This window comes from Stenotrophomonas sp. PvP093 (genome assembly GCF_017876915.1).
In the GTDB taxonomy this organism is placed as follows: Bacteria; Pseudomonadota; Gammaproteobacteria; order Xanthomonadales; family Xanthomonadaceae; genus Stenotrophomonas; species Stenotrophomonas muris.
This window is the reverse complement of record NZ_JAGIOX010000004.1, coordinates 835,900-862,787: the sequence shown is the minus strand read 5'-3', so window position 1 is coordinate 862,787 and position 26,888 is coordinate 835,900. Positions and strand designations below refer to the sequence as shown.

Here is a 26,888-nt window from a genome sequence, read left to right as displayed (position 1 = left end):
AGGTCACCGAGGGTTGGTCAGGTCGCCGTAATCCACAACGCTCTGCGGATACGGGTTGGACCAGGCTGAACAACCGCTGGCATTGCAGGCGCGCACAATCTGTACTTCCGCGCAGTAGACCGCGCCCTGAGCTTCGATTGAGCTCTCCGGACCGGAATACTCGAGCCTTCCGCCGTAGGCCATCATCTCGTAGTTGGTTGCACCCGGCATGCTGGTCCACTTCACCTCGCAGGAGATTTTGGTGGCGCGCCCTTCCTTCCATTGCGACTTGATGGAATGAATGAACTGCGGCGTACCCGGGGGCGGATTGGAAGCGACGACCACCGTGTTGGAGAAGTCACTGCAGCCAGAGATGTTGCATGCCCTTACGCGATAGGCGTAGTTGCCGAACACCAGACCATTGCGCTGCGACTGGGTCGAACCGTCGTTCTGGACCGCCGTCCAGGTTCCGCCATTGACACTCTCATCCAGCAGGTAGCTGGCCGCCATGGCAACGCCCGTCCAATTCAACGTGACACTGCCCGACGAGGTTCCTGCGGGCGCACTCAGGCTGGGCGGTGCCGGTGGCCGGATCACTGAAACAACACTCGTCGCCGAGTACACGCCCCACCCCGCATCGTTGCCGGCCCGGACGCGGTAGGCATAGTTGCCGGTCCCCTTGCCACCGAATGCCTGACTGGTGCTGGCCAGTGAGGCAACCTGTGCCCATGCACCATTGTTGAAGCTCTCCTCCAGTGCATAGCGCAATGCGCCGTCGACGCTGCTCCACGCAATCGTATAGTTGCCATCGAGACTCTGCCCCGGCACGTTGAGCGAAGGTGCCGCTGCAGGCGGATAGATCACCTGGGTCCGGGCAACATCTGATTCAGGACCACAGCCCGCTGGGTTACAGCCAAAGACCCGGTACCCATACGTCCCGGCCGGCTTGCCGGAGACCGCGAGACTGCGCGCCGCGCTCTCCTGCACCGTCTGCCAGGCGCCCGCTCCCACCTGCTCCTGCAGGCGATAGGTTGCCGCGCCCGCCGCTTCCGTCCAAGTAATGCTGTAGCTGCCATTGAATGCCGTTGCGGGCGCGCTTACAGCAGCCTTTGCCGCAGGAGGACGCTGCACCACGACACTGGCCGTCGCCGACCAGCCACTGCAGCTGTCCTGTTGGCAAGCGCGGACAGCGTAGCCAAACGTTCCTTCCGCCTTCGCGGACGTGTTCCAGCTACGTTCGGCGCCGTTGTAGATCGTGGCCCAAGCTCCGCCAGCTGCCTGCTCTCGCAGTTCATAACGGCTGGCGTAAGACACCGCCGTCCACTGCAGTGCATAGGCACCGTTGTTGCTGAACGCGGGCGCGGTCAGGACCGGCGTAACCGGCGCGACGACCTGAATGGCCTGCGCCACCAGGCTGCCATTGAGGTGGATGTACTCGGTATTGCGGCCCTCCCGGGCATTTTCCTGCCGGCGCAGCACACCGTCGTTGCCGTACAGCGATCGAATGGTGGCACCGTCATTGGCGCCCGCCGACAGGATGCGCCGGCCATGTGCGTCGTATCGGTATCGCTCCGCGCTGGCCACACTGCGCAGGCGATTGCCGAAGTCGAAGCTGTAGCCGACGCCGTTGCGGCTGGAGAGGTTGCCCTGTGCGTCGTAGCTCAAGCCCAGAGTGGTGGCGCCTCCACTGTTCTGTACGTTGGTAAGCCGGTTATGGGTGTCGTACCAATAGACGTGATCCTTGACACCGGTCAGCGCGGCCGAACGCAGGTTGTCCACAGCATCGTAGGTGTAGCGGTACACGCCATCTCCGCCAAACGAAGGCGAGGTGGCCTGAATCAGACGATCCAGTCCGTCGTAGGCCATGGTGCGCGTGCGCTGCCCGTCCAGATTGTCGACGATACGCGCGACGTTGCCATTGGCGTCGTACTCATAGGTCGTGTCCAGCGCTCCGGCACTGTCGACCACCCGGGTAGGCAACTGGCGCTGGTTCTGCGCCATCGTGTGCACGATGCCATTGCCATAGGTGAATTGCTTCATGCCCCCATTGGCGTAGTAAGTCACCCCTGAGGCGTAGCCTCCCGCCTTGGTCGGCTGGCCCAGCGCGTTGGGCGCATAGTCAACGAAGCGCCCACTCGGATAGGTCAGGCCTGAAAGTGCGCCATTGGCGTTGTAGGCATATCCCAGCGACTGGATGCCGAGGGTACTGTCACTGGAGGTTTCGGCCGTCAACAACCCACGCTTGTTGTAGGTATAGGTGTTGATCGCCTGCGTCGTCCCCGCATCGTTTGCCGTGGTCACCGTGGCCGGCTTGCCGTCCCTTGTATACGTCCAGCCCTGGTTGCCATTCCCATCCGGGAACGCAAGTGTCGACAGCCGATTGCGCGCATCGTAGCCACGAACGATCCTGCGGGCCGCAACCGGTCCAGCATCAGCGTCGCATGCCGTGGTGCTGGAAAGGTCCAGGCCAGCTGCGCTCCAGGCAAGATTGCCCGCTGCGTCGTAACCCATCAGCGTTGCGCCGGTCTCCGGCTCCACACTCTTGCAGAGCTGCTGATGACCGTCATACACATAATTGCGGGCAATCCGGGCGCTGCCGTCCTGGTTGCGGCGCACGATCGAGCGCGGCTTGCCGAAGATGTCGCGATCGATATCGGTGAACGCGCCCGCCGGGTGAATGATCGACACCGGGGATTCCGTCGACGGCGCACCGAACGCCTGGAAAGTGGTCAGCGTCGTATTGCCCTTGGGGTCGACCACTTTCAAGCCGCCACCCGCCAGATAACTGGTCAGCGATGTCAGCAGACCGGCCTCGCTGTCGACGGACACCGAGGTCTGTCGCCCCAGCGCGTCGTAGCCGGTCCATGTACCTGTACTCAGCACAGCAGACTCGCCAGGGTGCGAGGCGAACACCTGCCGACCCGCTTCGTCGTAGGCAAACCTCTGGTAGCGCTGGGTCACGCCACGCGAGGACTCGTCATATTCCTCAGTCAGCAGCGGACGCCAGAAGGCATCGAAATAGACGTTGCGCCGCGCGTTTCCGGTTGCGACGGTCTGCCGCCAATGACCCGCTCCGATACCGTACTCGTCGCCGTTGATGGCGGTGAAACTCTGTGTCGTACGTGCCCAAGCCACACTGTCGCCCGCCGGCCAGTCGATGGTGGCCATGCGTCCCATTGCGTCATAGCCGTACTGGGTGGTTGCACCGTTCTCATCGGTAACGCTGCTGACCCAGCCATTGTCGTCCACCACCGCCGACTGCACAGCGCCGTCGGCAAACTGGATCTGCTGTGGCGTGCCGCGCTTCCAGCCGGAAAGCGTAGTGCGATTGCCACGACCGTCATCCACCATGGCCACGGTTCCGTCAGGGTTGTAGCCCAGTACCTGCTTCAACAACCCATACGAACGCACTTCCGTGGGCCGCATCAGGCCATCGAACGTCGTCTGCTCGACCACCACGCCGGTATTCTCGTTGGTGACCTTCGCGATCGCGCCCAGAATCCATCTGCTTCGGTCGTCCGCATACTGAGTGGCATCGGTGCGGCTGCCCAAAGGACTGGCGCTATTGACACGCAACGGGCGAGCCAGATCATCGAACAACAATATGCTGGTCTGGTAGGTCACGCCATCCTGCTGGATGGCCTCGGCCACGACCGGCCGCACCTGAGCTGTGCTCGGCTCGTCGCCACTGTAGATCATCCCGTGAAGCGGGGCGAATGGCTGTGATTTCACTTCGTCTTCGGTCATGTAGACCGAGGTGCTGCTCTTGACCACATTCCCGGCCGCGTCAATGACGCTGCTACCCAGCAGCCGCCCTTCATTCAGCGCGTACTGCGAGCCATAGCGGTAGGCCGTGCGGGTTCCGTCGGGATTTGAGATCGTGACCTGCTTTTCCTTCTTGCAGGTCGTGCAGGGGTAGATGGCTGCACCGCCCACGCCGCCCCAGAGCGGCTCGTAGCCGCTGCCATAGTCATAGCTCCACTGCAGCACCTTCGGCAGGCCCGGTCCCCAGATCTTCTTGGCTCTCAGCGAGACTACGTCGTAGAAAAACGGGGTGACGATTTCGTAGTAGTACGCCGACTGTGCGATCCGGCGGATGCACTCGCTGGCATGGACGCCACTGCGGTACTGGCGACCATTCGAAAACTGGAACTCACCCATCGCACCGGACGGATGCTTGATGGTCATGACCAGCGTACCGTCACGCTCCGGCGGCTGCTCCTGACAGGTCTCGTTGCTGTTGCCGTCCCAGTTCACCTTCTCCCAGGCGCGCAGCGCGCTGGAGTAGGCGTAGGACCAAGTGCTTCCATCGGGCTGGGTAACTGCGGTGAGGCGGTTCTGGCCTTCGACCTGACCGTACCCATAGTTCCAGGTACGGCCCGCGGCAGTCACCGACACCAGAAGCGTGCCGCTGTAGGCCAGCGTGATCTCGCGGCCATCGCTGGACCAGATCCGGGTCGGGTGACCGTTGCCGTTGTACTCGTACTGTACCCAGTTGCCCGACCGGTCCTCTACACGGCTGGCCATGAGGTAGATGCGCGTGCGAGCGATCTTGGTCCTGTCTCCTTCGCCGCCCGAGCGCTCCAGCGTGCCGCCAAAGCGCGTGAACGCGGTATCGAAGAAGTACGACTCGCCCGAGGTGGTCCTGACCCGATAGCCCTCGCCAGCCAGACCCGACTTCATTGGAATACAGTCGATGGCATCGCGATGCGAGGTGCTCCACTTGCGTGCAACGCCGTCTGTCGGCATCGGCGTGTTGTTCCAGGCCCCCAACATGGTGCGATCACCACCACCCGGGACATGGATCATGTTGCCCTGCCAGACTTCGTTGAGCCGGAAGGAAATGGGCCACTGAGGCACCATGTCGCCACTGCAACGATTGTTCAGCCAGGCGCTCGCGCCGGGGAACATGCCGGTGATGTACGGCGTGTCGACCTCCCAGCCGCCCACACCATCGAGACTGGCGTTGAAGCTGCCACTCCCGACCAGGTCCATCTCGACACTGAACCGGCGCCGCATCTGCACCGGCAGGGCGTTGTTGCCTGGCAGGCTGACGTCGGTGACGGCAAATTCAGTCTTGCCGTTGTAGAGGCTGACGCTCTCGCCGAAAAGATCATCCTTCAGCGCCGTCAGGTTCTGGGCGGACTCAATGAGCTTGCGGTATTCCTGGTAGGGCTCGACTGCCGAGACCGAACCTGCGACCACGCACAGCGTCAGTGCCGTAGCAACACGGCACTGCCAAGCAGCAACTCGCTTCACAATTTTCCCCTCGCGTCCGCATGCGTAGCCGCGCCAGGACGGCGCGACGTTGCTTCCATGCGACTCTCTCGTTCCTGATTCTAGGCGAGCGCTGCGAACAGATGGAAGGGGTCGTCAACGGCAATCATCTGGCACTTGCACGCGACCATTGAATTGCTTAATGCATCCACGCATGGCGTGGATCTACCGGTACGCCTGCACCTGCTTCCTCAGCAGATGCGGCACGATCAGCCGATGCACCGGTGCGACCGGCAGCATGTACACACGCCCGAACGCGTTGTGCGTATGCACCACCGTCGCCACTTCCAGCACATCGCCCTGCCACTGCAGGGCCAGCTGCACACGCAGGTGGCGGTCGTCGTCTTCCAGCACGATGGCATCGTCATCCAGCGACTGCAGGGTGAAGATGCCCAGCCGTTGCCCCGGACGCGGCTGCGCGATGTCCTGTACCGCACGCAACGAGCCCAGGTGCTTCATGCCGAGCAGGCGCATGCCGCGATTGCGCAGTGCCACCAGCCCATCGAACCAGCCGGGAATGGTCGCCGCCATGTCGCGATAGGCCTGCAAGGCCGAGCGCCCATCACGACGGGTCGTCGCCTGGCAGGCGTGCACGAAGTCGGCGCCAGCCAGCTGTGGGCGCAGGATGCTGCCTGCACTCGGCGGGCCGGTCACCACCTGCGTACGGCTCACGGCTTCGGCCCCTGCCCCTCGTTGTCTTCCCAATGCAGGATGCGGCGGGTGACGAAGCGGTAGACCGGCTTGCCGGTGGCGAACCACAGCTCGCGCACCCAGGAGGTGCGCTTGAGCACCCGCTTTTCCACCGGGGTGAGCGACTCGCGGCAGTACATGCGCTTGTGCTTGAGCAGGTGGCGCAGGTCCTCACGGGCCAGCAGGCGCATCCAGCGCGAGCGCGGGTTGCCGATCACCGCCAGCTGGAAGTCGATCAGCGCCGGGCGGCCATCGTCGGTGACCAGCCAGTTGGCTTCCTTGGCCAGATCGTTGTGGGCCACGCCATTGCGATGCAGCTGCTGCAGCAGGCGACGCGCGGCGCGGAACCAGGCCAGGTCACCGCGAGGCGGACGCTGGTACATGGCGTCGCCGGCCATGAAGCTGCGGTCGAGATGACGTCCATCCCACGCCAGCAGCTGCGGCACATCGGCCATGCCGTGGATGTGGCGCAGTGCGCGTGCTTCACGGCGGGCCAGCCACCAGGCTGGCAGCCGCAACCACAGTGGTGTGGCGCCCAGATCACGGCGTACAAAGGGGCCGGCCGGCCCTTCCACAAGGAGGATGCGACCGAAGCTGTCGGCCTTCAGGGCGTGCGAGGGCGTGTCTGGCGAATGCGGCATGTGCCCATTCTAGGCGATGGCGCCCGTTGCAAACGGTCACCAAGCGGCTGGGAACCAGTCACCTTCACGCCCCTATAATCGGGCAATGGACTCTTCATGGATCGACGCCACCCTCGCGTGGATTGCCGCTCACCCCGTGCTGGCGGGTGCCGTTATCTTCCTCATCGCCTTCTGCGATGCGGTGATCATTCTCGGTGCCATCGTGCCGGCCCTGCCGCTGCTGTTCGCGGTGGGCGTGTTCATCGGGCTGGGCCAGATCTCCGGGCCGTACGCGGTGGCCGCAGCCGCACTGGGCGCATTCGCCGGTGATGGCATCAGTTATTGGATCGGCCGCCGCTGGGGTGACCGCCTGCGTGGCGTGTGGCCCTTCAGCCGTTACCCGCAGCTGCTCGACCGCGGCGAAAACCTGTTCCGCCGCAATGCCTTCAAGAGCATCCTGGTAGCACGCTACGTGGGCGCGATCCGGCCGTTCGTGCCGGCCATCGCGGGCATGATGAAAATGCCGGCCAGCCGCTACATGCAGGCCAGTGGCATCGCCAGCATTTCGTGGGCGGTGCTGTTCCTGGCACCGGGCTGGGTGCTCGGCGAGGCCTACGACGCGGTGGCCGCCGTCGCAGGGCGACTGGTGGTGGTGGTCGGCCTGCTGGCAGTGATCCTCGGCCTGGTCTGGGCCATCGTGCTGTACGGCTACCGCTGGTCGGCCGCGCGCATGGACAACTGGCTGGCGCGGCTGCTGGACTGGTCCAACCGGCACCCGACGCTGGGCCGCTACACCGTTGGTGTGCTGGACCCGAAGCGCCGCGAGTCGGTGCCGCTGGCGATGCTGGCGCTGATGCTGCTGGTGCTGGGCTGGGGCTGGTTCGCGCTGCTGACCGTGGTGGTCGCCCATGGCGAGCCACTGGCGATCGACCTGCTGGTGCACCAGGCCATGCTGGCGCTGCGCAATCCGCTGGCCGATTACCCGATGGCCGCGCTGGCATCGCTGGGCGCTTGGCAGGTGTTGTTGCCGGCCACCGCTGCAGCGATGGGCTACCTGATCTGGCGCCGCCGCTGGATGGCAGCCGCGCACTGGCTGGCCGCGCTTGCCTTCGGCCTGGCGTTGACCATGCTGCTCGGCGCAACGGTGGATGTGGTGCGACCGGTCGATGCCAGCAGTGGCTTTGGCTTCCCGTCGGTGTCGGTGACCATGGCCACCATCACCTTCGGCTTCTTCGCGGTGCTGATCGCCCGCGAGATGCCTGGCCGCACCCGTGTCTGGCCGTACCTGGTGTCGGGCATCGTGGTCAGCCTGATCGGCTTCTCGCGCCTGTACCTGGGCGCGCACTGGCTGAGCGATGTGATCGGCGGCATGCTGTTCGGTACGTTCTGGCTGCTGGTGCTGGGCATCGCCTACCGCCGCCGCTTCAACCGCTCGTTCTGGGTGAAGCCGGTGGCGTGGCTGTTCTACGGTGTCTTCGCCGTGGCGGCGATGTGGTACGCGCCGCGCCACATTCCGGTGAAGCTGGAACGCTTCGAGCCGACCCTGCCGGCGGCGCAGGCGATGGACATGCAGGCCTGGTGGCAGCACGACTGGGCGACACTGCCGGCGCGCCGCAACGAGTTCGACGACGACCAGCGCTGGCCGCTGGACGTGCAGGTGGCGGGCCCGCTGGCCCCGCTGCAGGCGCAGCTGGAAGCACGCGGCTGGAAGCGGCAGGAACAGGCCGGCTGGCAGGAGGCGCTGCTGATGCTGGACAAGAACACGGGTGCCGACGAACTGCCGGTGCTGCCAGCCACGCTGGACACGCGCGTGGAAGCGCTGTTGATGGTGCGCCCGGGTACACGCCGCGATGAGCGCTACGTACTGCGCCTGTGGCCAGCCCCTGCGCAGTTGCAACCGGGCAATACGCCGCTATGGCTGGGCAGTGCGCAGACCCTGCGCTACGAGCGTCATTTCGAGTGGATCGGCATGTGGCACCCGCTGCGTGGCGTCGACCCGGCGCTCAACGCAGTGAAGGACGCCGTGCAGGACCTGCCGCAGCGCGAGGATGTGCACAGCGAAACCGGGTTGCCGGTGCTGCGGTTGAAGACCACAACGCCCTGACCGGCACCGGTGCGCGATCACCCACTGTAGAGCCGAGCCCATGCTCGGCTGCTCTTCGCGGGAACCATCAAGCCGAGCAAAGGCTCGGCTCTACAGTAGGTCCACGCCGTGCGTGGATGGCATTCCACGCATGCCCCAGCGTGTGCACCAAGGTGCACACCCACCCAAGGCAGGCTGCTACGGCATCCAGCCCAGCAACTGCTGCAATCGCTGGTGCGGGTCGTCCATCTGCAGCAGCTGCAGGCGCTGCTGCTCGCTCAGCGGCAACAGCTCGGCCAGCCGCCAGCCGACCCAGCTGGCCTGGTCCAGCAACGCCGGGTTGGACGGCGCATAGGCCTCGCCGGCCTGTTCGATGATGTGCCCCAGCACCGTGGCCAGCAGCGCGTGCTGTGGTCGCAGTTCGTCGTCCGGGTCTTCCTCGCACCAGCGCACGTCGGCCACCACCAGGCCGTTGTCGCGCACGCGGGTACGCTCCACATGGAAACGGCGGGTGCCGCGCAGGCGAAGCTGCAGCACGCCATCGGCACCGACATCGAAGTCTTCGATGCGCACCTGCACACCATAGGCCGCCGGCGTCGCCGGTGCACCGACTTCCTCGCCATCGAGGATCAGGCAGACACCGAACCCCTCACCACTGCGGCCGCTGTCGCGGACCAGGTCCAGATAGCGGCGCTCGAAAACACGCAGGCCCACCGCCGCACCCGGCACCAGCGTGGTGTGCAGCGGAAACAGCGGCAGCGGGCTGTCGACGCTCATCGGGCCTGCAACGCGGCGAGGAAGCGGCGCGGGGCGCCGTCGAAGCCACCGTTGGACATGAACACCACGTGGTCGCCACTGCGCACGCTGGACTGCAGCTGCGCCAGCAATGCGTCGGTATCCGGCACCGCGTGGGCGTCACCACGTACCGCAGCGATCACCGCAGCGGCATCCCAGGCCAGTTCCGGGCGATGCAGGAACACCACTTCATCAGCCAGCGCCAGCGACGGTGCCAGTGCCTGCGCATGTGCGCCCAACCGCATCGAGTTGCTGCGCGGTTCCATCGCAACCACGATGCGCGCATCGCCGACCCTGGCACGCAGGCCTTCCAGCGTGGTGGCGATCGCGGTGGGGTGATGGGCGAAATCATCGTAGACGGTGATGCCGCCATGGCTGCCGATCACTTCCATGCGGCGCTTGACGCTGCGGAAGCGCGCCAGCGCCGGGATCACCGTGGCCGGCGCCACGCCCACTGCATGCGCAGCGGCCAGCGCGGCCAGCCCGTTGAGCACGTTGTGGCGGCCCAGCAGCGACCACTGCACGTCGCCCAGCGCCTGCCCACGATGGTGCACGCGGAACGCGCTGCCATCGGCGGCCAGCAGCTCGGCATGCCACTCCAACGACGGATCGAAACCAAACCGCTCGACCGGGGTCCAGCAGCCCATCGCCAGCACTTCGGCCAGGTGCTGATCCTCGCCGTTGACGATCAGGCGGCCACGCGCCGGCACCGTGCGCACCAGGTGATGGAACTGGCGCTGGATCGCCGCCACGTCCGGGAAGATGTCGGCGTGGTCGTATTCAAGATTGTTGAGGATGGCCACCAGCGGCCGGTAGTGCACGAACTTGCTGCGCTTGTCGAAGAAGGCCGTGTCGTACTCATCGGCTTCGACCACGAACTCGCGGCCCTGGCCCAGGCGCGCGGAGACTCCGAAATCCTCGGCGACACCGCCGATCAGGAAGCCCGGCGAGCGCCCTGCACTTTCCAGCAGCCAGGTCAGGATGGTGGTGGTGGTGGTCTTGCCATGGGTACCGGCCACGGCCAGCGTGTCGCGGCCCGGCAGCACCTGCTCGGACAGCCACTGCGCGCCGGATATATAGCGCTGGCCGGCATCGAGCACGGCTTCCACGGCGGCATTGCCGCGCGACAGCGCGTTGCCGATCACTACCTCGTCGGTGCCGGCCGGCACGCTGTCGGCACGGTAGCCCTGGTCCAGGGTGATGCCCAGCTGTTCGAGCTGGGTCGACATCGGCGGGTAGATGGCCTGGTCGCTGCCGCTGACGGAATGCCCGAGTTCCCGCGCCAGGGCGGCCACGCCGCCCATGAAGGTGCCGGCAATTGCAAGGATATGTACGCTGCTCATGACCGAGGATTGTGACCGATGACGGCTGTATAGGGCCAATGTCCGCTATCGGGTAAGACAACCCCTACACGGGATGTGAGAAAACTCCAATCAGCTATCAGGGAATTCCCGATAGCGATGTTCTGTGAACCCGGACACAATTCGAACTGCCAGCCGCAGTACCCGAACCGGTCCTACTCCCCAAGAGGCCATCCCCAAGGGAGCTCATGCTGCGGGGCCCTGAGCAAGCCCTTCGCTGGCGCCTGTCAAACGACACAGGCCTGATCCTCGCGGACCAGGCCTGTGTTTTTTTGCGCCCGGGGAGCCGGCAATTCGCGCCGGCCCGGCCGGATCAGGCCTTGATCGCCGCCAGGATGCGGGCTTCGATCTCGTCCAGCTCACCGACGCCATCGACGCGGGCCAGGGTGCCACGGCCGGCGTAGAAATCGACCACCGGGGCGGTCTGCTCGTTGTAGACCTGCAGGCGCTGGCGCACCGCTTCCGGATTGTCATCGGCGCGGCCCTGCTCCTTGGCACGACCGGCGATGCGATCCACCAGCAGCTCGGTGGCCACGTCCAGCTGCACCACGGCGTCCAGCGGCTGGCCGATCTTGGCCAGCAGGCCGTCCATCGCATTGGCCTGGGCCACGTTGCGCGGGTAGCCATCGAGGATGAAGCCCTTGGCGACATCAGCCTGGGTCAGGCGCGACTCGAGCATGCCCAGCAGGATGTCGTCCGACACCAGGTTGCCGGCATCCATCACCGTCTTGGCCTGCTTGCCCAGCTCGGTGCCGGCGGCGATTTCCGCGCGCAGCATGTCACCGGTCGAAATGTGGGCGATGCCCAGCTTTTCCTTCAGGCGCGTCGCCTGTGTCCCCTTGCCCGAACCGGGCGGTCCCAACAGAACCAATCGCATTGACCTGACTCCAACGTGTTGAAAACAAAGAAGGTTCGCGTCCCGGACGGCCCGGTATCGCTGCACCGCAATAGCGCCACTTTACCGCATCCGGGTAATGTCCCTGCAATGTCCCCTCCCCCGAGCAGGTAGAAGCATGCGCAACGGTACTCTCCTTTATGCCCAGTCCGGCGGTGTCACCGCCGTCATCAACGCCACGGCGGCGGCGGTGATCGAGCAGGCGCGGGCCAAGGGCATCAAGGTCCTGGCCGCCCGCAACGGCATCCTCGGCGCCCTGCGCGAGGAGCTGATCGACACCAGCAAGGAGAGTGCCGCGGCCATCCGCGCGCTGGCCCATACCCCGGGCGGTGCCTTCGGCTCGTGCCGGGTCAAGCTGAAATCGCTGGACGCCGACCGCGCCCGCTACGACCGCCTGCTGGAGGTGCTGCGCGCGCACGACGTGCGCTGGTTCCTCTACAACGGCGGCAACGACTCGGCCGATACCGCGCTGAAGGTCTCGCAGCTGGCCAAGGCCTCCGGCTACGACCTGACCTGCATTGGCGTGCCCAAGACCATCGACAACGATCTGGCGGTGACCGACACCTGCCCCGGCTTCGGCTCCGCCGCCAAGTACACCGCCGTCTCGGTGCGCGAAGCGGCGCTGGACGTCGCGGCGATGGCCGAGACCTCGACCCGTGTCTTCATCTACGAGGCGATGGGCCGACATGCCGGCTGGCTGGCCGCCGCCGCCGGCCTGGCCGGCAACGGTGATGACGAAGCACCGCACATCATCCTGCTGCCCGAGCGCGCCTACGACGAGGCCGCATTCCTGGCCAGGGTCAAGGCGGTGGTCGAGCGCGTCGGCTATTGCGTGGTGGTGGCCTCGGAGGGCATTGCCACGGCCGACGGCCGCTTCGTTGCCGATGCCGGCGGTGGCAAGGACTCGTTCGGGCACGCGCAGCTGGGCGGCGTGGCCGCGCACCTGGCCGGCCGGGTCAAGGATCAGCTGGGCCTGAAGGTGCACTGGGCGCTGCCCGACTACCTGCAGCGCTCGGCCCGCCACCTGGCCAGCAGGACCGACTGGGAGCAGGCACAGGCGGTCGGCAAGGCCGCCGTGCAGCTGGCACTGAAGGGCCAGAACGGCGTGATGCCGGTGATCGTGCGCAGCAGCGATGCGCCCTATCGCTGGAAGATCGAAGCGGCCCCGCTGTCGAAGATCGCCAACCACGAAAAGAAGATGCCGGCCGGCTTCATCCGCCGCGATGGCTTCGGCATCACCGCCAAGGCGCGCGCCTACCTGTCGCCGCTGATCAAGGGCGAAGCGCCGCTTCCCTATGGCACCGACGGCCTGCCGAAGTACGTGACACTGAAGAACGTGGCGGTGAAGCAGAAGCTGCCGGCCTTCGAGGGCTGAAGTGTGCCTGCGTCCTGTGCGGCGCACAGGGCGCATTGCGGCGGCCGCCGAAGCGCCCCACAATCGGGCTCCGGCCCGGGGCAAAGGGGCCGCTGCAAGCCAGATTCGACGCTGCCCGGCCCTCAAGGCCCGGGCCCGTGCTGCCATTTCACAAGGACTGTAACCATGAAGCACCCGATCCTGATCGCCGCGCTGCTGTGCGGTGCTGCCGCGCCGGCCTTCGCTGCGACCTGCGAAAGCAACTTCCAGAAGAAGGGCAATCCCTTCGTCGGCACTACCTTCACTTCATCGGTCACCCATCCTGACCTGACCGTGGCCAGCGCCATCGGCCAGATGCGGGTAATCGCCAAGAACGCCAACATGGACGTCCTCAGCGAGGACGTGGAAGGCGGCTCGATGCTGATCGAAGAGCCGGAATCCATGGCCCACAAGCCGATTCCGATGATCATCAGTGCCACCTCCGAAGGCGGCCAGGGCACCGTCGGCATGGTGGTGAAGGTCAACAAGGGCGCCATCGCCCCGGCCGACGGCGTGCGCGAAGAAATGTGCAAGCTGCTCAACCAGATCAAGCCAGGCAAGGCGGGCGAACAGGCGGCCAAGGCCACTCCGCAGGCCTCGGTGGTGACCATTGCCGCCGACCGCTTCGGCTTCCAGCTACGCAACCAGAACAAGGACAACCCGGCCGCGGTCGAGCCGCGCTACAAGGGCAAGACCTACGCCATCACCGGTCGCATCACCACCGTGCTGCGCAGTGGCGGCACCTACAACACCAGCTTCGACCTGCCCAGCGATGGCAGCATCGATTTTGAGCGTGTGGCCATTTCCTGCTCGTTCGCAGCCAACCAGGCCGCGTATGCGCTGGCCCTGCGCCCGCGCGAGAAAGTCACGCTGACCGGCGTGGTCGACAGCTACGACCAGATCGGTCGGGTGTTGTGGCTGAAGGACTGCCGCGGCAACTGACCGCTGCCGGCATGGGAAAAGGCCCGGGTGCGCAGGCGCCCGGGCCTTTTCGTTTCCCCAGCGGTTCACGCCTGGCGCACGTGCATCGCAGGATGATGGACGCCCCGCCTGGAGGTCATCATGGCACTGCGTGTTGTTCGTCTCGGCAGCCCGCGCCAACCCGGTGAGGGCCTGCGCATCGGCACCGTGCGGCGACCACCGCGCGGCGTGCCCCGCAGCGAATTCGCGAAACGGGACTGGTACGACGTCTGGTTCCCGACTCTGTCACCCAGCGCGGAGCTGGTGAAACAGGCCCATGAGGCGAAGACCGCCGCCGACTGGACTGCGTTCTTCCGCCACTACAAGGCCGAGATGAAAGCGCCCAATGCCGCGCACGCGCTGGACCTGCTGGCCGCGATGTCGCAGCACAGCGACCTCAGCGTGGGCTGCTACTGCGAGGACGAAGCGCATTGCCATCGCAGGGCGTTGCGCGAGCTGCTGGTGGCGCGCGGGGCGACGCTGGCGGAGTGAGATCAGCCCGATGCCGGCCAGCGGCCGGCACTACCACCCGTGGACGACTGCGTGGGCGCAGCGCACGCATCATCTCAATTGCAGGCCTTGCCTTCCATCTGCAGCTGCGCGGCGAACATCGTCACCTGCGGAATCTGGCCGGCTGCCGCCTGCTTCTTGGCCTCTTCCAGATAGATGCGCGACTGGCCCTGCCCATCCAGCTCGATCTTGTTGCTCGACGGCAGGCGCCACACCCGCACCACCGCCTGCTGCGCCGGGCATGCCGCGTTGGGCACGCGGATCACATCGTTGAGCTTCCAGCCCTTGTCGGCACTCGGCTGTGCCTTGGTGTAGTCGACGAAGCGCGCACGTGGCTGGCACTGCTCGCTGGTACGCACGGCGGAGAAGCGGTACGGGGCGGCGGCATCGCCGGTGAACGCACCTTCCAGGCGTGCGCAGGCCTCGGGAATCTGCCGCAGCGTATGCACCGCGCCCACCGCCTGGGGTGCGCCCACGGCACGCTGCAGCTCCGGGGTTTCCGCAGCGAGTGCCGGCACGGCCGGGGCCAGGGCGGCGAGCATCAACAGGGACAGGCGCATGGGGGATCTCCATCGGGACTCCGCGCAGGCTTGCAGAGGCTGGCTTAACGGGGTGCAAAGGCCGGTGGCTCGCAAATCATGCCCTTGCCTGGCGGCGGGTCCGCGCGCATGTCGACGCGTTCATTGGCAGGGCGCCCACGGGTCATGCGGCGCGGCTCCCACGGGCCAGTCGAGCATGGCTCGACTCTACAAAGAGCGGCACGCATACTGCGGGCACCAGGGAATGCTGAACACCGCCATACGTCGGACGACCACCAAGGTCGGTACGGGTTGGTTCCAGGCTGCAGCCCGTCGTCCCCCTCGTGGTGCCGTTCATCGCCACTGGATGCCTACATCCATTCTGCGGAGGGGTCTAATGCTGGAACGTCACGGGCTGTCACTGGCGCTGGGCTGCGCCATTCTCGCGATCCTGTTCGGAATCGTCTCGGCGCGCTGGATCCTGCGCCAACCCACCGGCAATGAGCGCATGGTTGCGATCGCCACCGCGATCCAGGAAGGTGCGCGTGCCTACCTCAACCGTCAGTACCTGACCATCGGCATCGCCGGCGTGGTGCTGTTCGTGCTGGTCGGGGTGTTCCTCAGCTGGTACACCGCGATTGGTTTCGCGGTCGGTGCGGTGCTGTCCGGCGCCGCCGGCTACATCGGCATGAACGTGTCGGTGCGCGCCAACGTGCGCACCGCGGAGGCGGCGCGCCAGGGCATCAGCGCGGCGATGGACGTCGCCTTCCGCGGCGGCGCGATCACCGGCATGCTGGTGGTCGGGCTGGGCCTGCTGGGCGTGGCAGGCTACTACGCACTGCTGCTGCGCATGGGCCTGCCGATGGAGCAGGCGCTGCACGCGCTGGTCGGGCTGGCGTTCGGTTCGTCGCTGATCTCGATCTTCGCGCGGTTGGGCGGCGGCATCTTCACCAAAGGAGCCGACGTCGGCGCCGACCTGGTCGGCAAGGTCGAAGCCGGTATTCCCGAAGATGATCCGCGCAACCCGGCGGTGATCGCCGACAACGTCGGTGACAACGTCGGTGACTGCGCCGGCATGGCCGCCGACCTGTTCGAGACCTACGCGGTGACCGTGATCGCCACCATGCTGCTGGGCAGCCTGATGCTGGCCGAGGCCGGCGCCAACGCGGTGCTCTACCCGCTGGTGCTGGGCGGCGTATCGATCATCGCCTCGATCATCGGTGCGCTGTTCGTCAAGGTGAAGCCGGGCGGCTCGATCATGGGGGCGCTGTACAAGGGCGTGATCGTCTCCGGCGTGCTGGCGGCGGTTGCGTTCTATCCGATCACCACCGGGCTGATGTCTGACAACGTGCATGGACCGATGGCGCTGTATGGCTGCGCGTTGATCGGGTTGGTGCTGACCGGGCTGATCGTGTGGATCACCGAGTACTACACCGGCACCCAGTACAAGCCGGTGCAACACGTGGCGCAGGCCTCGACCACCGGCCATGGCACCAACATCATCGCCGGCCTAGGCATTTCGATGAAGTCCACCGCGCTGCCGGTGGTGGCGGTGTGTGCGGCGATCTGGGGAGCCTTCGCGCTGGGCGGCCTGTACGGCATCGCCATCGCCGCTACTGCGATGCTGTCGATGGCCGGCATGATCGTCGCCCTCGATGCCTACGGCCCGATCACCGACAACGCCGGTGGCATCGCCGAAATGGCCGAGCTGCCCTCGGAGATCCGCGACATCACCGATCCGCTGGATGCAGTGGGCAACACCACCAAGGCAGTGACCAAGGGCTATGCGATCGGATCGGCGGCGCTGGCCGCACTGGTGCTGTTCGCCGACTACACCCACAACCTGCAGGCGGCCAATCCCGGCCAGGAGTTCCGCTTCGATCTCAGCGACCACACGGTGATCATCGGCCTGCTGATCGGCGGCCTGATTCCCTACCTGTTCGGTGCGATGGCGATGGAAGCGGTCGGCCGCGCCGCCGGTGCGGTGGTGGAGGAAGTACGCCGCCAGTTCCGCGAGATCCCCGGCATCATGCAGGGCACCGGCAAGCCCCAGTACGACAAGGCGGTGGACATGCTGACCCGCTCGGCGATCCGCGAAATGATCGTGCCGTCATTGCTGCCGGTGGCGGTGCCGGTGGTGGTCGGCTTGCTGCTGGGGCCACGCGCGCTGGGCGGCCTGCTGATCGGCACCATCGTGACCGGCCTGTTCGTGGCCATTTCGATGACCACCGGCGGCGGTGCCTGGGACAACGCCAAGAAGTACATCGAGGATGGCCACTTCGGCGGCAAGGGCAGCGAGGCACACAAGGCGGCAGTGACCGGCGACACCGTCGGCGATCCGTACAAGGACACTGCCGGCCCGGCGATCAATCCGCTGATCAAGATCATCAACATCGTGGCGCTGCTGCTGGTGCCGCTGTTGTAGATCCGCGCCATGCGTGGATGACGGCCTCGATGGGGTCAGAGCCCTTTCCTGCGGAAAGGGATCCGACCCCACCGTCAATCACCGCCCACGCAGGAAGAACGACACCGGCACCATCACTTCCACCGGGTCGCCGGCCATTTCGGCCGGCGGCGCCGGCAGCGGGCTGGCCCGCTGCACGGTGTCCAGCGTCTCCTGGTCGAGCAGCGCGAAGCCGCTGCTGCGGCCCAGCACCACCGCCGAAACCACACCGTCGCGGGCCACGGCAAAGCGCACGTAGACCACGCCCTGCTGGCGCAGCCGCTCGGCCTGGCGTGGATAGCGCCGGTGCTTCTGCAGGTGCCCGAGCAGGCGTCCTTCCCAGGTCGCCTCGGCACGACTGCGCTCACCCGCCGTGGTCTGCGGCGCGGTGTAGCGTGCGGCAGCGTCGGCGGCCACCTGCGGCGGTGCGCTGGTCTGCGCGACGTTGGCATCGGCGCTGTCCGGCGCGGGCGCTGGTTCCGGCGCTTCTGGCGGAGGCAGCTCACCCTGCGGCTGCACGGGTGCCTTGGGTTGCTCACGCACGGCTGGCGCTGGCGCCTGCTGCCGCTGCTGTTGCTGCTGCAGCGGCCCGGTGGCGACCTCGCGCGGCGGCGCCGGCGGTGCCTGCGCCATCGGCGCCAGCTCCAGCGTCAGCGCTGCCGGGGGAGCCGTTGCAGCCTGCACCGGTGCGCGCGCCACCCACCAGCAGGCCGCGCCGATCAGCAGCGCGTGCACCAGCAGTACGATCGCCAGGCTGGTCGCCCAGCGCCGCAGTCCGCTCATTGCGTGCGCTGCTCCAGGCCGACCAGTGCCACCTTCAGGTAACCGGCCGCACGCAATGCATCCAGCGTGGCCATCAGTTCGCCGTAGGGCACGTGGGTATCGGCGCGCAGGAAGATACGCTGCGCGGTGTCACTGTGAGTGGCCGCCTGCAATGCAGCCGCCAGCCCGTCGCGCGCTACGGCCTGTTCGCCAACGCGAAGCGACAGGTCGGCCTGCACGGTCACGTACACCGGTGCCTGTTCCGGCGGCGCGGCATTGGCGCTGCTGGCCGGCAGCTGCACCGGCACCGACACCGTGGCCAGCGGTGCGGTCACCATGAAGATGATCAACAGCACCAGCATCACGTCGATGAAGGGCGTGACATTGATCTCGTGCGCTTCTTCGGGGGCATCGTCGCGGTCGGACGCGGTCCTGATCGCCATCGTCGCGCCTCAGTGCACCGCGCGCAGCGGCGCCGCAGCGGCACGCGGGACGGCACGATCAAGATCGCGCGACACCAGCTGCTGCACGGCCGCCGACAGATCGCCGAGCAGCCCCCGCAGGCCGGCCAGCACGCGGCTGAAATGGTTGTAGACCAGCACCGCGGGAATCGCCGCGACCAGGCCGAGCGCTGTCGCCAACAGGGCCTCGGCGATGCCGGGCGCAACCACCGCCAGGCTGGTGGTGTTGCTGTGGGCGATGCCGATGAAACTGTTCATGATCCCCCACACCGTACCGAACAGGCCGACGAACGGCGCCACCGCGCCGATGCTGGCGAGCGCGCCGATACCGCGCCGCTGCACGCGCGCGGTTTCCAGCTCGATGCGTTCCAGGCGCGAGGCGACGCGCTCCTTGATGCCGTCGTGGCTGTCCAGCTCCTGCGACAGGCGCAGTTCGGTGCGTGCAGCGTCCAGCATCGTCAGTGCAGCGCCCTGTTGCAGGGTCGCTTCTTCGCTCTGCGTCGGCAGCTGTGCGGACTGCAGCAACAGCGCGCGTGCCGCACGCAGCTGCCGGGCCTGCCGCGCCAGCTCCCAGCCCTTGGCCAGCAGCACGGTCCAGGTGGCCAGCGACGCCAGTGCCAGCGCGATCATCACGGCCTTCACCACCACGTCGGCGGCCAGGTACATGCCCCACGGGGTCAATGCGGGGGCGGCCACAGGGGCCAGGTCAGCAGGCAGCATCGTCTCGGTTTCCATCAGCATCAGGGGTCGCTGCGCGACGGCGGGTCGCACGCGGATCATTGGCGTCGTCCACTTCCACGACCGGATGGGGCTGCAGCCGCGGCGCGGGTCGGCTGAGCACGTAGCCGGCGCTGACCGCGAAGAACAGGCCCACGCCCAGCAGCAGGCGCCACGACGGGTGCGCTCCCCAGCAGAACAGCGCAAAACCGACGGCCATGCCGGCACTGGCGAATGCCTTGCCCTTGCGCGACACCGCACCCTGCTCACGCCACAGCCGCAGTGACGGGCCGTAGCGCGGATGCGCCAGCAGGCGCTGCTCGAACTTCGGCGAGCTGCGTGCGAAGCAGCCCACGGCGAGGATCAGGAAGATGGTGGTCGGCATCACCGGCAGCAACGCGCCGATCACCCCGAGGCCGACCATCAACCATCCCAGCGCGAACCAGAGCCAACGCATCAGCGCTGCATCCGCAGGCGGGCACCAGGCATCAGGCGAATTCCACTTCGACGTGGCCGTGCACGCTGCGGAACGCGGCGTCGGCCGCATCGATCACCTGCTGCTCCTGCCTGGCACTCAGCGGTACCGCGTCCAGCGCAGCGGTGAACTCGCGCCAGTGGCGCGCCGCGCCATCCGGATGCGCGGCCAGGTGGCGGGCGCCGAAATCACGATCCAGGCCGAGCCTGGCGGCCATCTTGTACAGCACGGTGCCGCCCAGGTTGGACCCTTCGGCCACATACAGCCACCCCAACGCGGCGGGCAGTTCCAGATCGGACGGCAACGCCGCGATGTCGGCCCCGGGCAGCGTCTGCTCCAGATCCTGCAGGTCGCGCGCCACCTGGGCCAGGCGGCGGCGCTCGCCCAGGTCCGGCAGCAGTGCGTCCAGCGCAGGGTTGGCATACAGCGCATCGATGCTGCGATGGAAGCGGTACTGCACGCGCAGGAACCGGGCGAAGTTGCTGCGGTCGGCGAAGATGTCACCGGCCATGATGCGCTTGTCCAGGGCGCCATGGCTGTCGCGGGTGGCGGCCTTGAGCCGCAGGCTGCGGCTGTCTTCAGGGGCGATGTGTGCGTTCATGGGGGATGCCAAGGGGGTCGTCCTGCTGTAGACGTTCGCCACGGGGCTTTCCCCAAGGCTATGTGCGCCGATAATGGCGCATCCCTTCTTACCGCAGGAACCGACGATGATCACCACCGAACCGCGCATGACCAACCTGTTCCTGCAGCTGGGCCTGGACGCCAGCGCCGAGGGCATCGCCCGCTTCATCCGCGAGCACCAGCTGGCCACCGATGTGGAAGTGGTCGAGGCACCGTACTGGAACGATGCGCAGCGCCAGTTCCTGTCCGAGTCGCTGCAGGCCGATGCGGCATGGACCACCGTGGTGGATGAGCTGAACGAGTCGCTGCACGAGGACGCGGTGAAGGCGGCGACGGGGCTGTAAGCGGGGTATCCCCCGCTGGTGGGGTCAGAGCCCTTTCCGGAGGAAAGGGATCCGACCCCGCCGTTCATCCTTTCCGGAGGAAAGGGATCCGACCCCAGCGCTCATCCGCGACCGATCAGTACTTCCAGGTCAACGCCAGCCGGGCGGTGCGGCCCGGTGCCGGCATCACGCCCAGGGCCAGCGGGTCCAGGTAGTAGCGGTCGGTCAGGTTGTCCACGCCGGCTTCCACCGAGAGCTGGTCGTTGAAGCTCCAGCTGGCGAACAGGTCCACCAGCGTGGTTGGCCGGTACAGCTGCTGGATCGCCGACAGGCCCACGTTCCAGTCCTTGTCCAGCTTGCTGATCGGGCCGGCGTTGTGGACCACGCGGGTGCCGAAGGTCAGGCGCTCGTCGAACAGGCGCGAGCCCAGGGTCAGGTTGACCATGTAGCGCGGTGGGTTCTGGGTATTGGTGTACGAGCCCTCGAAGCCGCCGTCCACGCAGTCGGGCGTGTTGGCCAGCTCGCCGTTCCTGCGCTGCGCCCCATAGGCACGGCGCTCGGCGGCGATGTCCGGCGCGCAGGTCTTGGCCTTGAAGTAGTAGTGCGCGGACAGATCGGCAAATACCTTGCCGCTGTCATAGCTGGACTGGAACTCCATGCCCGAGACCTTGAACTGGTCGACGTTGCGGATCAGGCCCGCCGACAGCGTGCGGTAGTCACGGGTGATCAGGTCGTCGATACGGGTATCGAAATACGCCAGCTTCAGCGCCAGGCGGTCGCCGGCAGTGAACAGGTCGTAGCGGAGGGTGCTGGCGCCGATTTCCCAGCTGCGCGCGCGCTCCGGCTTAAGCTCGCCCACCGGTTTGGCGGCGGTGAACAGGCCCAGCGTGGTCTCGAACAAGCTCGGCAGCTTGGTGCCTTCGGCGTACTTCACGTAGACCATGGTGTCTTCGCTGAAGCGATAGGCCACGCTGGCGGTCGGCGAGAACGCGCTGTCGCGGCGGCGGATCGGCTGCGACCAGCTCCAGCTGACCGGCACTTCCAGATCCTGCGCCTTGCCAGCGTCGTAGAAGTTCCAGCCACCGATGTCGGCCACCGTGCCCTTCTTGTACGGCGAGGCCAGCAGCGATTCCCGGGTGAAGTTGCCGTTGGCATCCGGGTACCAGTTCAGCAGCGCGATGCGCTTGGCCCGCCACGACGGCAGCGCTGGGTTGCCATTGAGCAGTTCGGTGTAGCGGTACTGTCCCTGCACTTCATAGGCATCGGGCGTGGCCAGGCGGTTGCGGTCATGTACATCCACGCGGTTCCAGCGGCCGCCGGCCAGCAGCTCCCAGTGCTCATCGGGCTGCCACTTCAGCGAGGCCACGGCGCTGTACTCCTTGCGCTCGGCGTTGCGCAGGAAACGGTTGTTGACCAGGTCATCGTGCATGACCGGCCCCGAACTGCCCGGCGCGATGTCTTCGTCGCTGTAGGACAGTCCGTAGTCGAGGGTGAACGCACCGGCGCGGGTGTCGAACCTGGAGGTATTACTGGCATCCAGGCCGAAGCGTTTGTGCCGCAGCGGATTGCGGTAGGCATCCTTGTAGCCGGGGTCACCGCTGAAGCTGGGCGCGTCATACCACTCGGTGCGGCGGTCGAAGTACCACGGGGTGATGCCGGTCAGGCTGTTGTACATCACGCTGTCGGTGTCGGTGTACGCGGCGTTGACGCGCAGGTCGATCAGCTCGCTGTCCGGATTGAAGCGGTAGCGCAGGCTGTAGCTGTCCATGTCGACGTGGCCCGGATCCCACTGTGGAATGCGGTCACGATCCACGCGGATGATCTGCGAGGCCATGATCTCGCCGGCAGTGCCTTCATAGCGGCGATAGCCGGCTTCCAGCGTCTGCGTGTCGTCGATGCGCCAGGTGCCCTTGAGCAGCGCCGACTTCGAGCGCGAAGAGGTATTGAAAACCTCGGTGCGCGGCGGATTCAGCGGCGCCAGCGTGCGCCGATCCTGCGGGAAGTCGTCGTAGCCATGGCGGCCGGAGAAGTAGTTGCCGTTGTCACGGTAGGCGTAGGCGGCGACCAGATCGAAGCGGTCCCAGTGCCCTGCGGCGGCCACGTTGAAGAACTGGCTGCCGGTGGCGCTGCGATCGGTGCGCGGTGCCGCACTGTAGGACGGCAGGCTGTTGGCACTGCCATTGGCCAGGCCGCCGCGCACGCGCACGCCGACGTCGCGGCCCTCGCGCAGCACGTCACCGATCTTCAACGTCTCCATCTCGACCACGCCGCCGATGCCACCGGACGCGTTGGCCTGCAGGCTCGGGCCCTTGGTGATGGTCAGGCTGGAGATCAGGTCCGCGTCGAGGTAGGTGCGCTGCGACTGGCCGGCGTAGCCACGGTAGGTATCCATGCTGGACTGGCCACCGTCGATGATCACCGGCACGCGGCCCTGGCCCTGGATACCGCGGATGTTGACGTCGAAGCCGTTGCCCACGCGCGGATCACCGGCGGTGACACCGGCCACACCCTTGACGATGTCGCCGTTGGAGGTGCCGCGGAAACGCTCCAGATGCGTGCGATTGAGCGTGGTGGTCGAACCCACGCTGCGATAGCTGTCGAGCAGGCGTGCTTCATCACTGGTCGCGCCGCTCCCGACGCGGTCGCCGGCCACACTCAGCGTGTCGGTGACGATCACACCACTGTCGGCCTGCAACGGCGTTGCCGCTTCCAGGGTGACCGCATCGGCGCTGACCCGGCGCACTGCCAGGCCACTGCCCTGCAGCAGCTGCTGCAGCGCCTCGTTGGCCGACAGGCTGCCGCCGACCGCGCGAGAGGTTACGCCACGTGCCAGCGATGCGGGATAGACCACCTGCACACCGGACTGGCGCATGTAGCTGCGCAGCGCGTCATCCAGCGGTTGCGCCGGAATATCGAAGCGCAGCACGGCCGCGTGGTCGCTGCTGGCGCTCTGCGCCAGTACGGACGGCGCGGCACTGGCCAGGCCGGCGGCGAGCAACGCGATGCACAGGCGGGACGGGCGCAGCACGCGGCCCGGGCGATGGAAGTCGAACATGGGGGAACCTGTCAGGTAATCGGTGCCGCGAACGCGGCGTCATCCGCAACACGGGCGGACACGGCGACGTACGTGGCGGCGGCGGGTACGTTCGCGGAGTAAGACGGATGAAAGCGTGGCAACCCCAAGGGGATTTGCAGTCGAAGCAGGTGCCGACGGTTGCGTGGCTGGTTGCAGTGGTGGGTGCCGACCGTTGGTCGGCACCGGGGCAATGGCGTGGATCTACCGATGGACGATGGCGACGCCGAGCGGCAGCCGGGTCACCTGCAATCCAGCCGTCGCGGCCAGCGCATCCAGCGCCTGTTCCGGGCGATCGATGCGCAACGCCGCGCTTACCGCCGGCAGCTGCGATAGATCACCACGCACGAAGGTCGGGCCAGCGCGATAGCGCCCCACCCATTGCACCGCGTCAGCGACGCGGGCCTGTTCCAACAGCAGCTCGCCCTGACGCCAGGCGCCGACGCTGTCGGCCGCAACGTCCCCCAATCGCCTCACCCCACTGTGTTCACCGTAGGCCGCGCGCTGGCCCTGCTGCAGGTAGGTCCAGCCACCGTCAACCGGGCTGGCCATCCGTACCCTGCCCTGCCCGACCTGGGTTTCCACCTGGTCGTGGCCCCGCGCCACGGTGAAGGCGGTCGAGATGTCCTCGACCACGCCATTGCCGGCGCGCACGCTGAAACGTCGCTGCGCATCCGGACTGACCTCGAACCAGGCACGCCCGCGCAACAGCTCGACCTGGCGGGCGTTCGCATCAAAGTGCACGGCAATCGCACTGTCGGCGTCCAGCACCGCACGGCTGCCATCAGGCAGCAGCACGTTCTGCACCTGGTGCGTGCTGCGGTGATCGGACTGCAGGCGCAGCCACGCCTCCGGCCATGCCACCAGCATCGCCAGCATTGCCGCCGCAGCCATGGCCCAACGCCGTCGGCGCGGGCGTCGACCAGCCACGCGGGCCGGCTGCGCTCGCGGCCCGACGCTGCGCCACAGCGCGCGCTCGTGTTCGAAGGCCCTGCGGTGCCCCGGCTGTTGCAGCCAGTGTTCGAACGCCTGCATGCGCGCGTCGCTGATATCGCCCGAGGCCAGCCACGCGATCCAGTCCCGGGCCTGCTCGGCCAGGGCATCGTCATTGGCGGCAGGCAGCATGTTCGGCGGGCTCATCGGCTGGCGGACAGGCGCATTCAAGCGCGGGGCGGGGGAACTGGACCGCATCCACGGTCCAATGATCAAGACGTTTGCGCGAAGGCCAGCCCCAAGGCGGCGCGATCATCGGCCGCTGCGGGCCCAGGCCAGGCGCTGCAGCGCGGTGCGTACGTGATTCTCCACCGTGGTCACCGATACCCCAAGGCGGCGTGCGATCTCGGCCTGGGTCAGGCCCTGAAGGCGGTTGAGCCGGAAGATGGTGCGGGTCGGCTCCGGCAGATGGCCGGCCGCGTCGAGTACCCGCTGCAGCTCGTCCTGCGCCATGGCCTGCTCTTCGGTGGAGATCACCTCGTCCGGCCCCCACAGGTAGTGATCGGCCAACAGGCGGTTGCGCCGGGTCGACTCGCGGCCGTGGTCGGTGGCCAGGTTGGCGGCCAGCCGGTACAGATAGGCGCGCGGATTGTCGATGGCCTGGCTGTCATCGACCCCACGGGCCTTGAACCACACCGCCTGGATCACGTCCTCGGCGCCGTTGTCGCCCCCCAGAATACGTTGCACCCGGCGCAGCAGCGCTGGCCGCTCGCGGATCAGCAGTTCGGTGAGGGAGGCAGCATTGGAGGACATGCGCGGAGCCGGGACGACAGACGGGAGGCGCCGCGCATGCTACTCCGCAAATGCGAATCAGTCACGTTTGCATTGTCGAAATGGTCACAGGCAATCAGTCAGCCCATCGTAAACGTGGGTGCTGGTTCCGGGCAGGGTGGCATGCAGGGCTTCATGCCCGGCGCGCTCCCACGCTGCCAGCAGCTCGTCCAGGCGGGTTCCCGCCGCCAGTGGCAGCATGCAGGCATAGCGTCCCTGGTCAACATCGATCTGCCCGGTCTTCTGGACCCAGGTGTAGCTCCCGGCGAACGTCCAGACACAACGGGCCACGACACCGGTGGCCCGCTGCACTGAGCAGCGCAAGCGCATCGCCCGCAGGTTGTAATACTGCCCTTCGCAGAAGGTATCCCCACAGATATCGTCAAAGCCGCGCACCAACAGACGTTCGGCCGCCAGGAAGCGCTCGCGCCCGGTTGCCGGATTCGGGTAGTCACGGGCATCGACAAATTGAGGGGTCGCCTGGGCGTTGGCTGCCATCAGCAGCGCGCAGACCAGCCATCGTGCCGGGAAGACGCGCATCACCCCACCCTCCCGGTCTTCCGGAGGCAGTCCGGCAGCGCGTCGAACAGGCCATGGTCAAGTCCAGGCAGGTTCGCCGTCAGGCCATCTGGTGCTTCCAGTGAAGCATGGAAGGCGTCAACAGGTACCCCTGGCCCCAACTCCAACGGACAGACCCAGCGGCCATTGTCGACCTGCACCTCCCCGGTATCGGCCTGCACGGCCAGCTCGCTGGCCACCACCACCCAGGCGCAGCGCTGCACCGTTCCGCGATGGGCCAGCACCGCGCAGCGGACCTCCATCACCCGGTAGTTGCTGTACTCACCTTCGCACCAGGTATCGGCACAGAGCCGGTCGAACTCCCTTGCCAGGGCGGCCTGCAGCCCGTAGGCGCGCTCCCAGTTGGCCTCGGGCCGGGGGTAATCGATCAGGTCCACGTGCAGACCGCGGGCGGAGACAGGCAGGGACGCCAGCAACAGCACGCCCCCCATGCATCGGGCATACCAGGACATCGGCGGAACTCCTCGGGAATGAGCGTCCAGCCTGCGCCGGCCTGCCCTCCTGGCCCATCGGCCAAGGGCGGCGCCCCCCGTCAGGCCTTGCCGCGTCGGCAGGTCGGCGACCCGCCCGCTGCACAGCGCCCGGCAAA

At 66.9% G+C, this 26,888-nt stretch carries 23 protein-coding genes; 6 read left to right on the top strand and 17 right to left on the bottom strand.

Annotation, left to right across the window (positions count from 1 at the left end):
- Window positions 1–3: 3 nt before the first annotated feature.
- The 3 genes from J3A72_RS23215 to J3A72_RS06575 form a co-directional block, all read right to left on the bottom strand.
- The gene (locus J3A72_RS23215; RefSeq protein ID WP_049420881.1) at window positions 4–5,184 is read right to left on the bottom strand and encodes an RHS repeat domain-containing protein; all 5,181 of its coding nucleotides are present in this window, start codon (window positions 5,182–5,184) and stop codon (window positions 4–6) included.
- A 237-nt stretch (window positions 5,185–5,421) separates the two neighbouring features.
- On the bottom strand, window positions 5,422–5,928 hold the full coding sequence (locus J3A72_RS06580) for a DUF2867 domain-containing protein (protein WP_075076018.1): 507 nt from the start codon (window positions 5,926–5,928) through the stop codon (window positions 5,422–5,424).
- The gene (locus J3A72_RS06575) at window positions 5,925–6,587 is read right to left on the bottom strand and encodes a serine/threonine-protein kinase (protein WP_032956028.1); all 663 of its coding nucleotides are present in this window, start codon (window positions 6,585–6,587) and stop codon (window positions 5,925–5,927) included. Before J3A72_RS06575 ends, J3A72_RS06580 begins: the two co-directional genes overlap by 4 nt.
- 85 nt (window positions 6,588–6,672) lie before the next feature.
- Here J3A72_RS06575 and J3A72_RS06570 point away from each other — a divergent pair, with 85 nt between their 5' ends.
- Window positions 6,673–8,670 (top strand): bifunctional DedA family/phosphatase PAP2 family protein, encoded by a 1,998-nt coding sequence (locus J3A72_RS06570; protein ID WP_032956026.1) that lies wholly within the window; start codon window positions 6,673–6,675, stop codon window positions 8,668–8,670.
- A gap of 177 nt (window positions 8,671–8,847) precedes the next feature.
- Here J3A72_RS06570 and J3A72_RS06565 read toward each other — a convergent pair whose 3' ends face one another.
- The 3 genes from J3A72_RS06565 to J3A72_RS06555 form a co-directional block, all read right to left on the bottom strand.
- Window positions 8,848–9,426 carry an LON peptidase substrate-binding domain-containing protein gene (locus J3A72_RS06565; protein WP_032956024.1) on the bottom strand — a complete coding sequence of 193 codons (579 nt, stop codon included), beginning with the start codon at window positions 9,424–9,426 and terminating at the stop codon, window positions 8,848–8,850.
- Window positions 9,423–10,787, bottom strand: a complete 1,365-nt coding sequence (gene mpl / locus J3A72_RS06560; protein ID WP_049440504.1) for a UDP-N-acetylmuramate:L-alanyl-gamma-D-glutamyl-meso-diaminopimelate ligase — start codon at window positions 10,785–10,787, stop codon at window positions 9,423–9,425. The genes J3A72_RS06565 and mpl overlap by 4 nt, the downstream gene beginning before the upstream one ends.
- Before the next feature lie 331 nt (window positions 10,788–11,118).
- Window positions 11,119–11,682 carry an adenylate kinase gene (locus J3A72_RS06555; RefSeq protein WP_032956019.1) on the bottom strand — a complete coding sequence of 188 codons (564 nt, stop codon included), beginning with the start codon at window positions 11,680–11,682 and terminating at the stop codon, window positions 11,119–11,121.
- Window positions 11,683–11,818: 136 nt separating this feature from the next.
- Between J3A72_RS06555 and J3A72_RS06550 the strand changes: the two genes are divergently transcribed.
- The 3 genes from J3A72_RS06550 to J3A72_RS06540 all read left to right on the top strand — a co-directional run bounded on the left by J3A72_RS06550 (window position 11,819) and on the right by J3A72_RS06540 (window position 14,545).
- The gene (locus J3A72_RS06550; RefSeq protein ID WP_057495204.1) at window positions 11,819–13,075 is read left to right on the top strand and encodes a 6-phosphofructokinase; all 1,257 of its coding nucleotides are present in this window, start codon (window positions 11,819–11,821) and stop codon (window positions 13,073–13,075) included.
- A gap of 165 nt (window positions 13,076–13,240) precedes the next feature.
- Window positions 13,241–14,035 carry a hypothetical protein gene (locus J3A72_RS06545; protein ID WP_046432358.1) on the top strand — a complete coding sequence of 265 codons (795 nt, stop codon included), beginning with the start codon at window positions 13,241–13,243 and terminating at the stop codon, window positions 14,033–14,035.
- A 120-nt stretch (window positions 14,036–14,155) separates the two neighbouring features.
- The gene (locus tag J3A72_RS06540; protein WP_140222838.1) at window positions 14,156–14,545 is read left to right on the top strand and encodes a DUF488 family protein; all 390 of its coding nucleotides are present in this window, start codon (window positions 14,156–14,158) and stop codon (window positions 14,543–14,545) included.
- Between the two features lie 74 nt (window positions 14,546–14,619).
- Here the strand turns inward: J3A72_RS06540 and J3A72_RS06535 are convergent, their stop codons facing one another.
- Window positions 14,620–15,123 carry a hypothetical protein gene (locus tag J3A72_RS06535; RefSeq protein ID WP_075076020.1) on the bottom strand — a complete coding sequence of 168 codons (504 nt, stop codon included), beginning with the start codon at window positions 15,121–15,123 and terminating at the stop codon, window positions 14,620–14,622.
- A 355-nt stretch (window positions 15,124–15,478) separates the two neighbouring features.
- On the opposite strand from J3A72_RS06535, the gene J3A72_RS06530 reads away from it, so the two are divergent.
- Entirely contained in the window at window positions 15,479–17,506 is a 2,028-nt protein-coding gene (locus J3A72_RS06530) for a sodium-translocating pyrophosphatase (protein ID WP_075076021.1), read from the top strand.
- A 78-nt stretch (window positions 17,507–17,584) separates the two neighbouring features.
- Here the strand turns inward: J3A72_RS06530 and J3A72_RS06525 are convergent, their stop codons facing one another.
- Genes J3A72_RS06525 through J3A72_RS06505 form a run of 5 tightly spaced genes read right to left on the bottom strand, consistent with a single transcriptional unit; the run spans window position 17,585 to window position 20,540 of the window.
- Window positions 17,585–18,307: an energy transducer TonB gene (locus tag J3A72_RS06525; protein ID WP_014648316.1), complete on the bottom strand. Its 723-nt coding sequence runs from the start codon at window positions 18,305–18,307 to the stop codon at window positions 17,585–17,587.
- Window positions 18,304–18,729, bottom strand: coding sequence for a TonB system transport protein ExbD (gene exbD / locus J3A72_RS06520; protein WP_075076022.1), 426 nt, complete (start codon window positions 18,727–18,729; stop codon window positions 18,304–18,306). Before exbD ends, J3A72_RS06525 begins: the two co-directional genes overlap by 4 nt.
- 9 nt (window positions 18,730–18,738) lie before the next feature.
- Entirely contained in the window at window positions 18,739–19,467 is a 729-nt protein-coding gene (exbB, locus tag J3A72_RS06515; RefSeq protein ID WP_014648318.1) for a tonB-system energizer ExbB, read from the bottom strand.
- Window positions 19,454–19,921, bottom strand: a complete 468-nt coding sequence (locus J3A72_RS06510) for a YbaN family protein (protein ID WP_053495203.1) — start codon at window positions 19,919–19,921, stop codon at window positions 19,454–19,456. The genes exbB and J3A72_RS06510 overlap by 14 nt, the downstream gene beginning before the upstream one ends.
- Window positions 19,922–19,952: 31 nt before the next feature.
- Window positions 19,953–20,540, bottom strand: coding sequence for a biliverdin-producing heme oxygenase (locus J3A72_RS06505; RefSeq protein ID WP_075076023.1), 588 nt, complete (start codon window positions 20,538–20,540; stop codon window positions 19,953–19,955).
- Window positions 20,541–20,646: 106 nt separating this feature from the next.
- Here J3A72_RS06505 and J3A72_RS06500 point away from each other — a divergent pair, with 106 nt between their 5' ends.
- Window positions 20,647–20,904, top strand: coding sequence for a DUF2789 domain-containing protein (locus tag J3A72_RS06500; protein ID WP_006390068.1), 258 nt, complete (start codon window positions 20,647–20,649; stop codon window positions 20,902–20,904).
- A 115-nt stretch (window positions 20,905–21,019) separates the two neighbouring features.
- Here the strand turns inward: J3A72_RS06500 and J3A72_RS06495 are convergent, their stop codons facing one another.
- From J3A72_RS06495 to J3A72_RS06475, 5 genes are all read right to left on the bottom strand, one after another.
- Complete coding sequence (locus tag J3A72_RS06495; RefSeq protein WP_075076024.1) at window positions 21,020–23,938, bottom strand: TonB-dependent receptor; 2,919 nt, start codon at window positions 23,936–23,938, stop codon at window positions 21,020–21,022.
- A 222-nt stretch (window positions 23,939–24,160) separates the two neighbouring features.
- Entirely contained in the window at window positions 24,161–25,096 is a 936-nt protein-coding gene (locus J3A72_RS06490; protein WP_049408701.1) for a FecR domain-containing protein, read from the bottom strand.
- Window positions 25,097–25,201: 105 nt separating this feature from the next.
- Entirely contained in the window at window positions 25,202–25,702 is a 501-nt protein-coding gene (locus J3A72_RS06485; protein ID WP_014038389.1) for an RNA polymerase sigma factor, read from the bottom strand.
- An 84-nt stretch (window positions 25,703–25,786) separates the two neighbouring features.
- Complete coding sequence (locus J3A72_RS06480; RefSeq protein ID WP_075076025.1) at window positions 25,787–26,260, bottom strand: hypothetical protein; 474 nt, start codon at window positions 26,258–26,260, stop codon at window positions 25,787–25,789.
- On the bottom strand, window positions 26,260–26,751 hold the full coding sequence (locus J3A72_RS06475; protein ID WP_075076026.1) for a hypothetical protein: 492 nt from the start codon (window positions 26,749–26,751) through the stop codon (window positions 26,260–26,262). The genes J3A72_RS06480 and J3A72_RS06475 overlap by 1 nt, the downstream gene beginning before the upstream one ends.
- Window positions 26,752–26,888 lie beyond the last annotated feature (137 nt).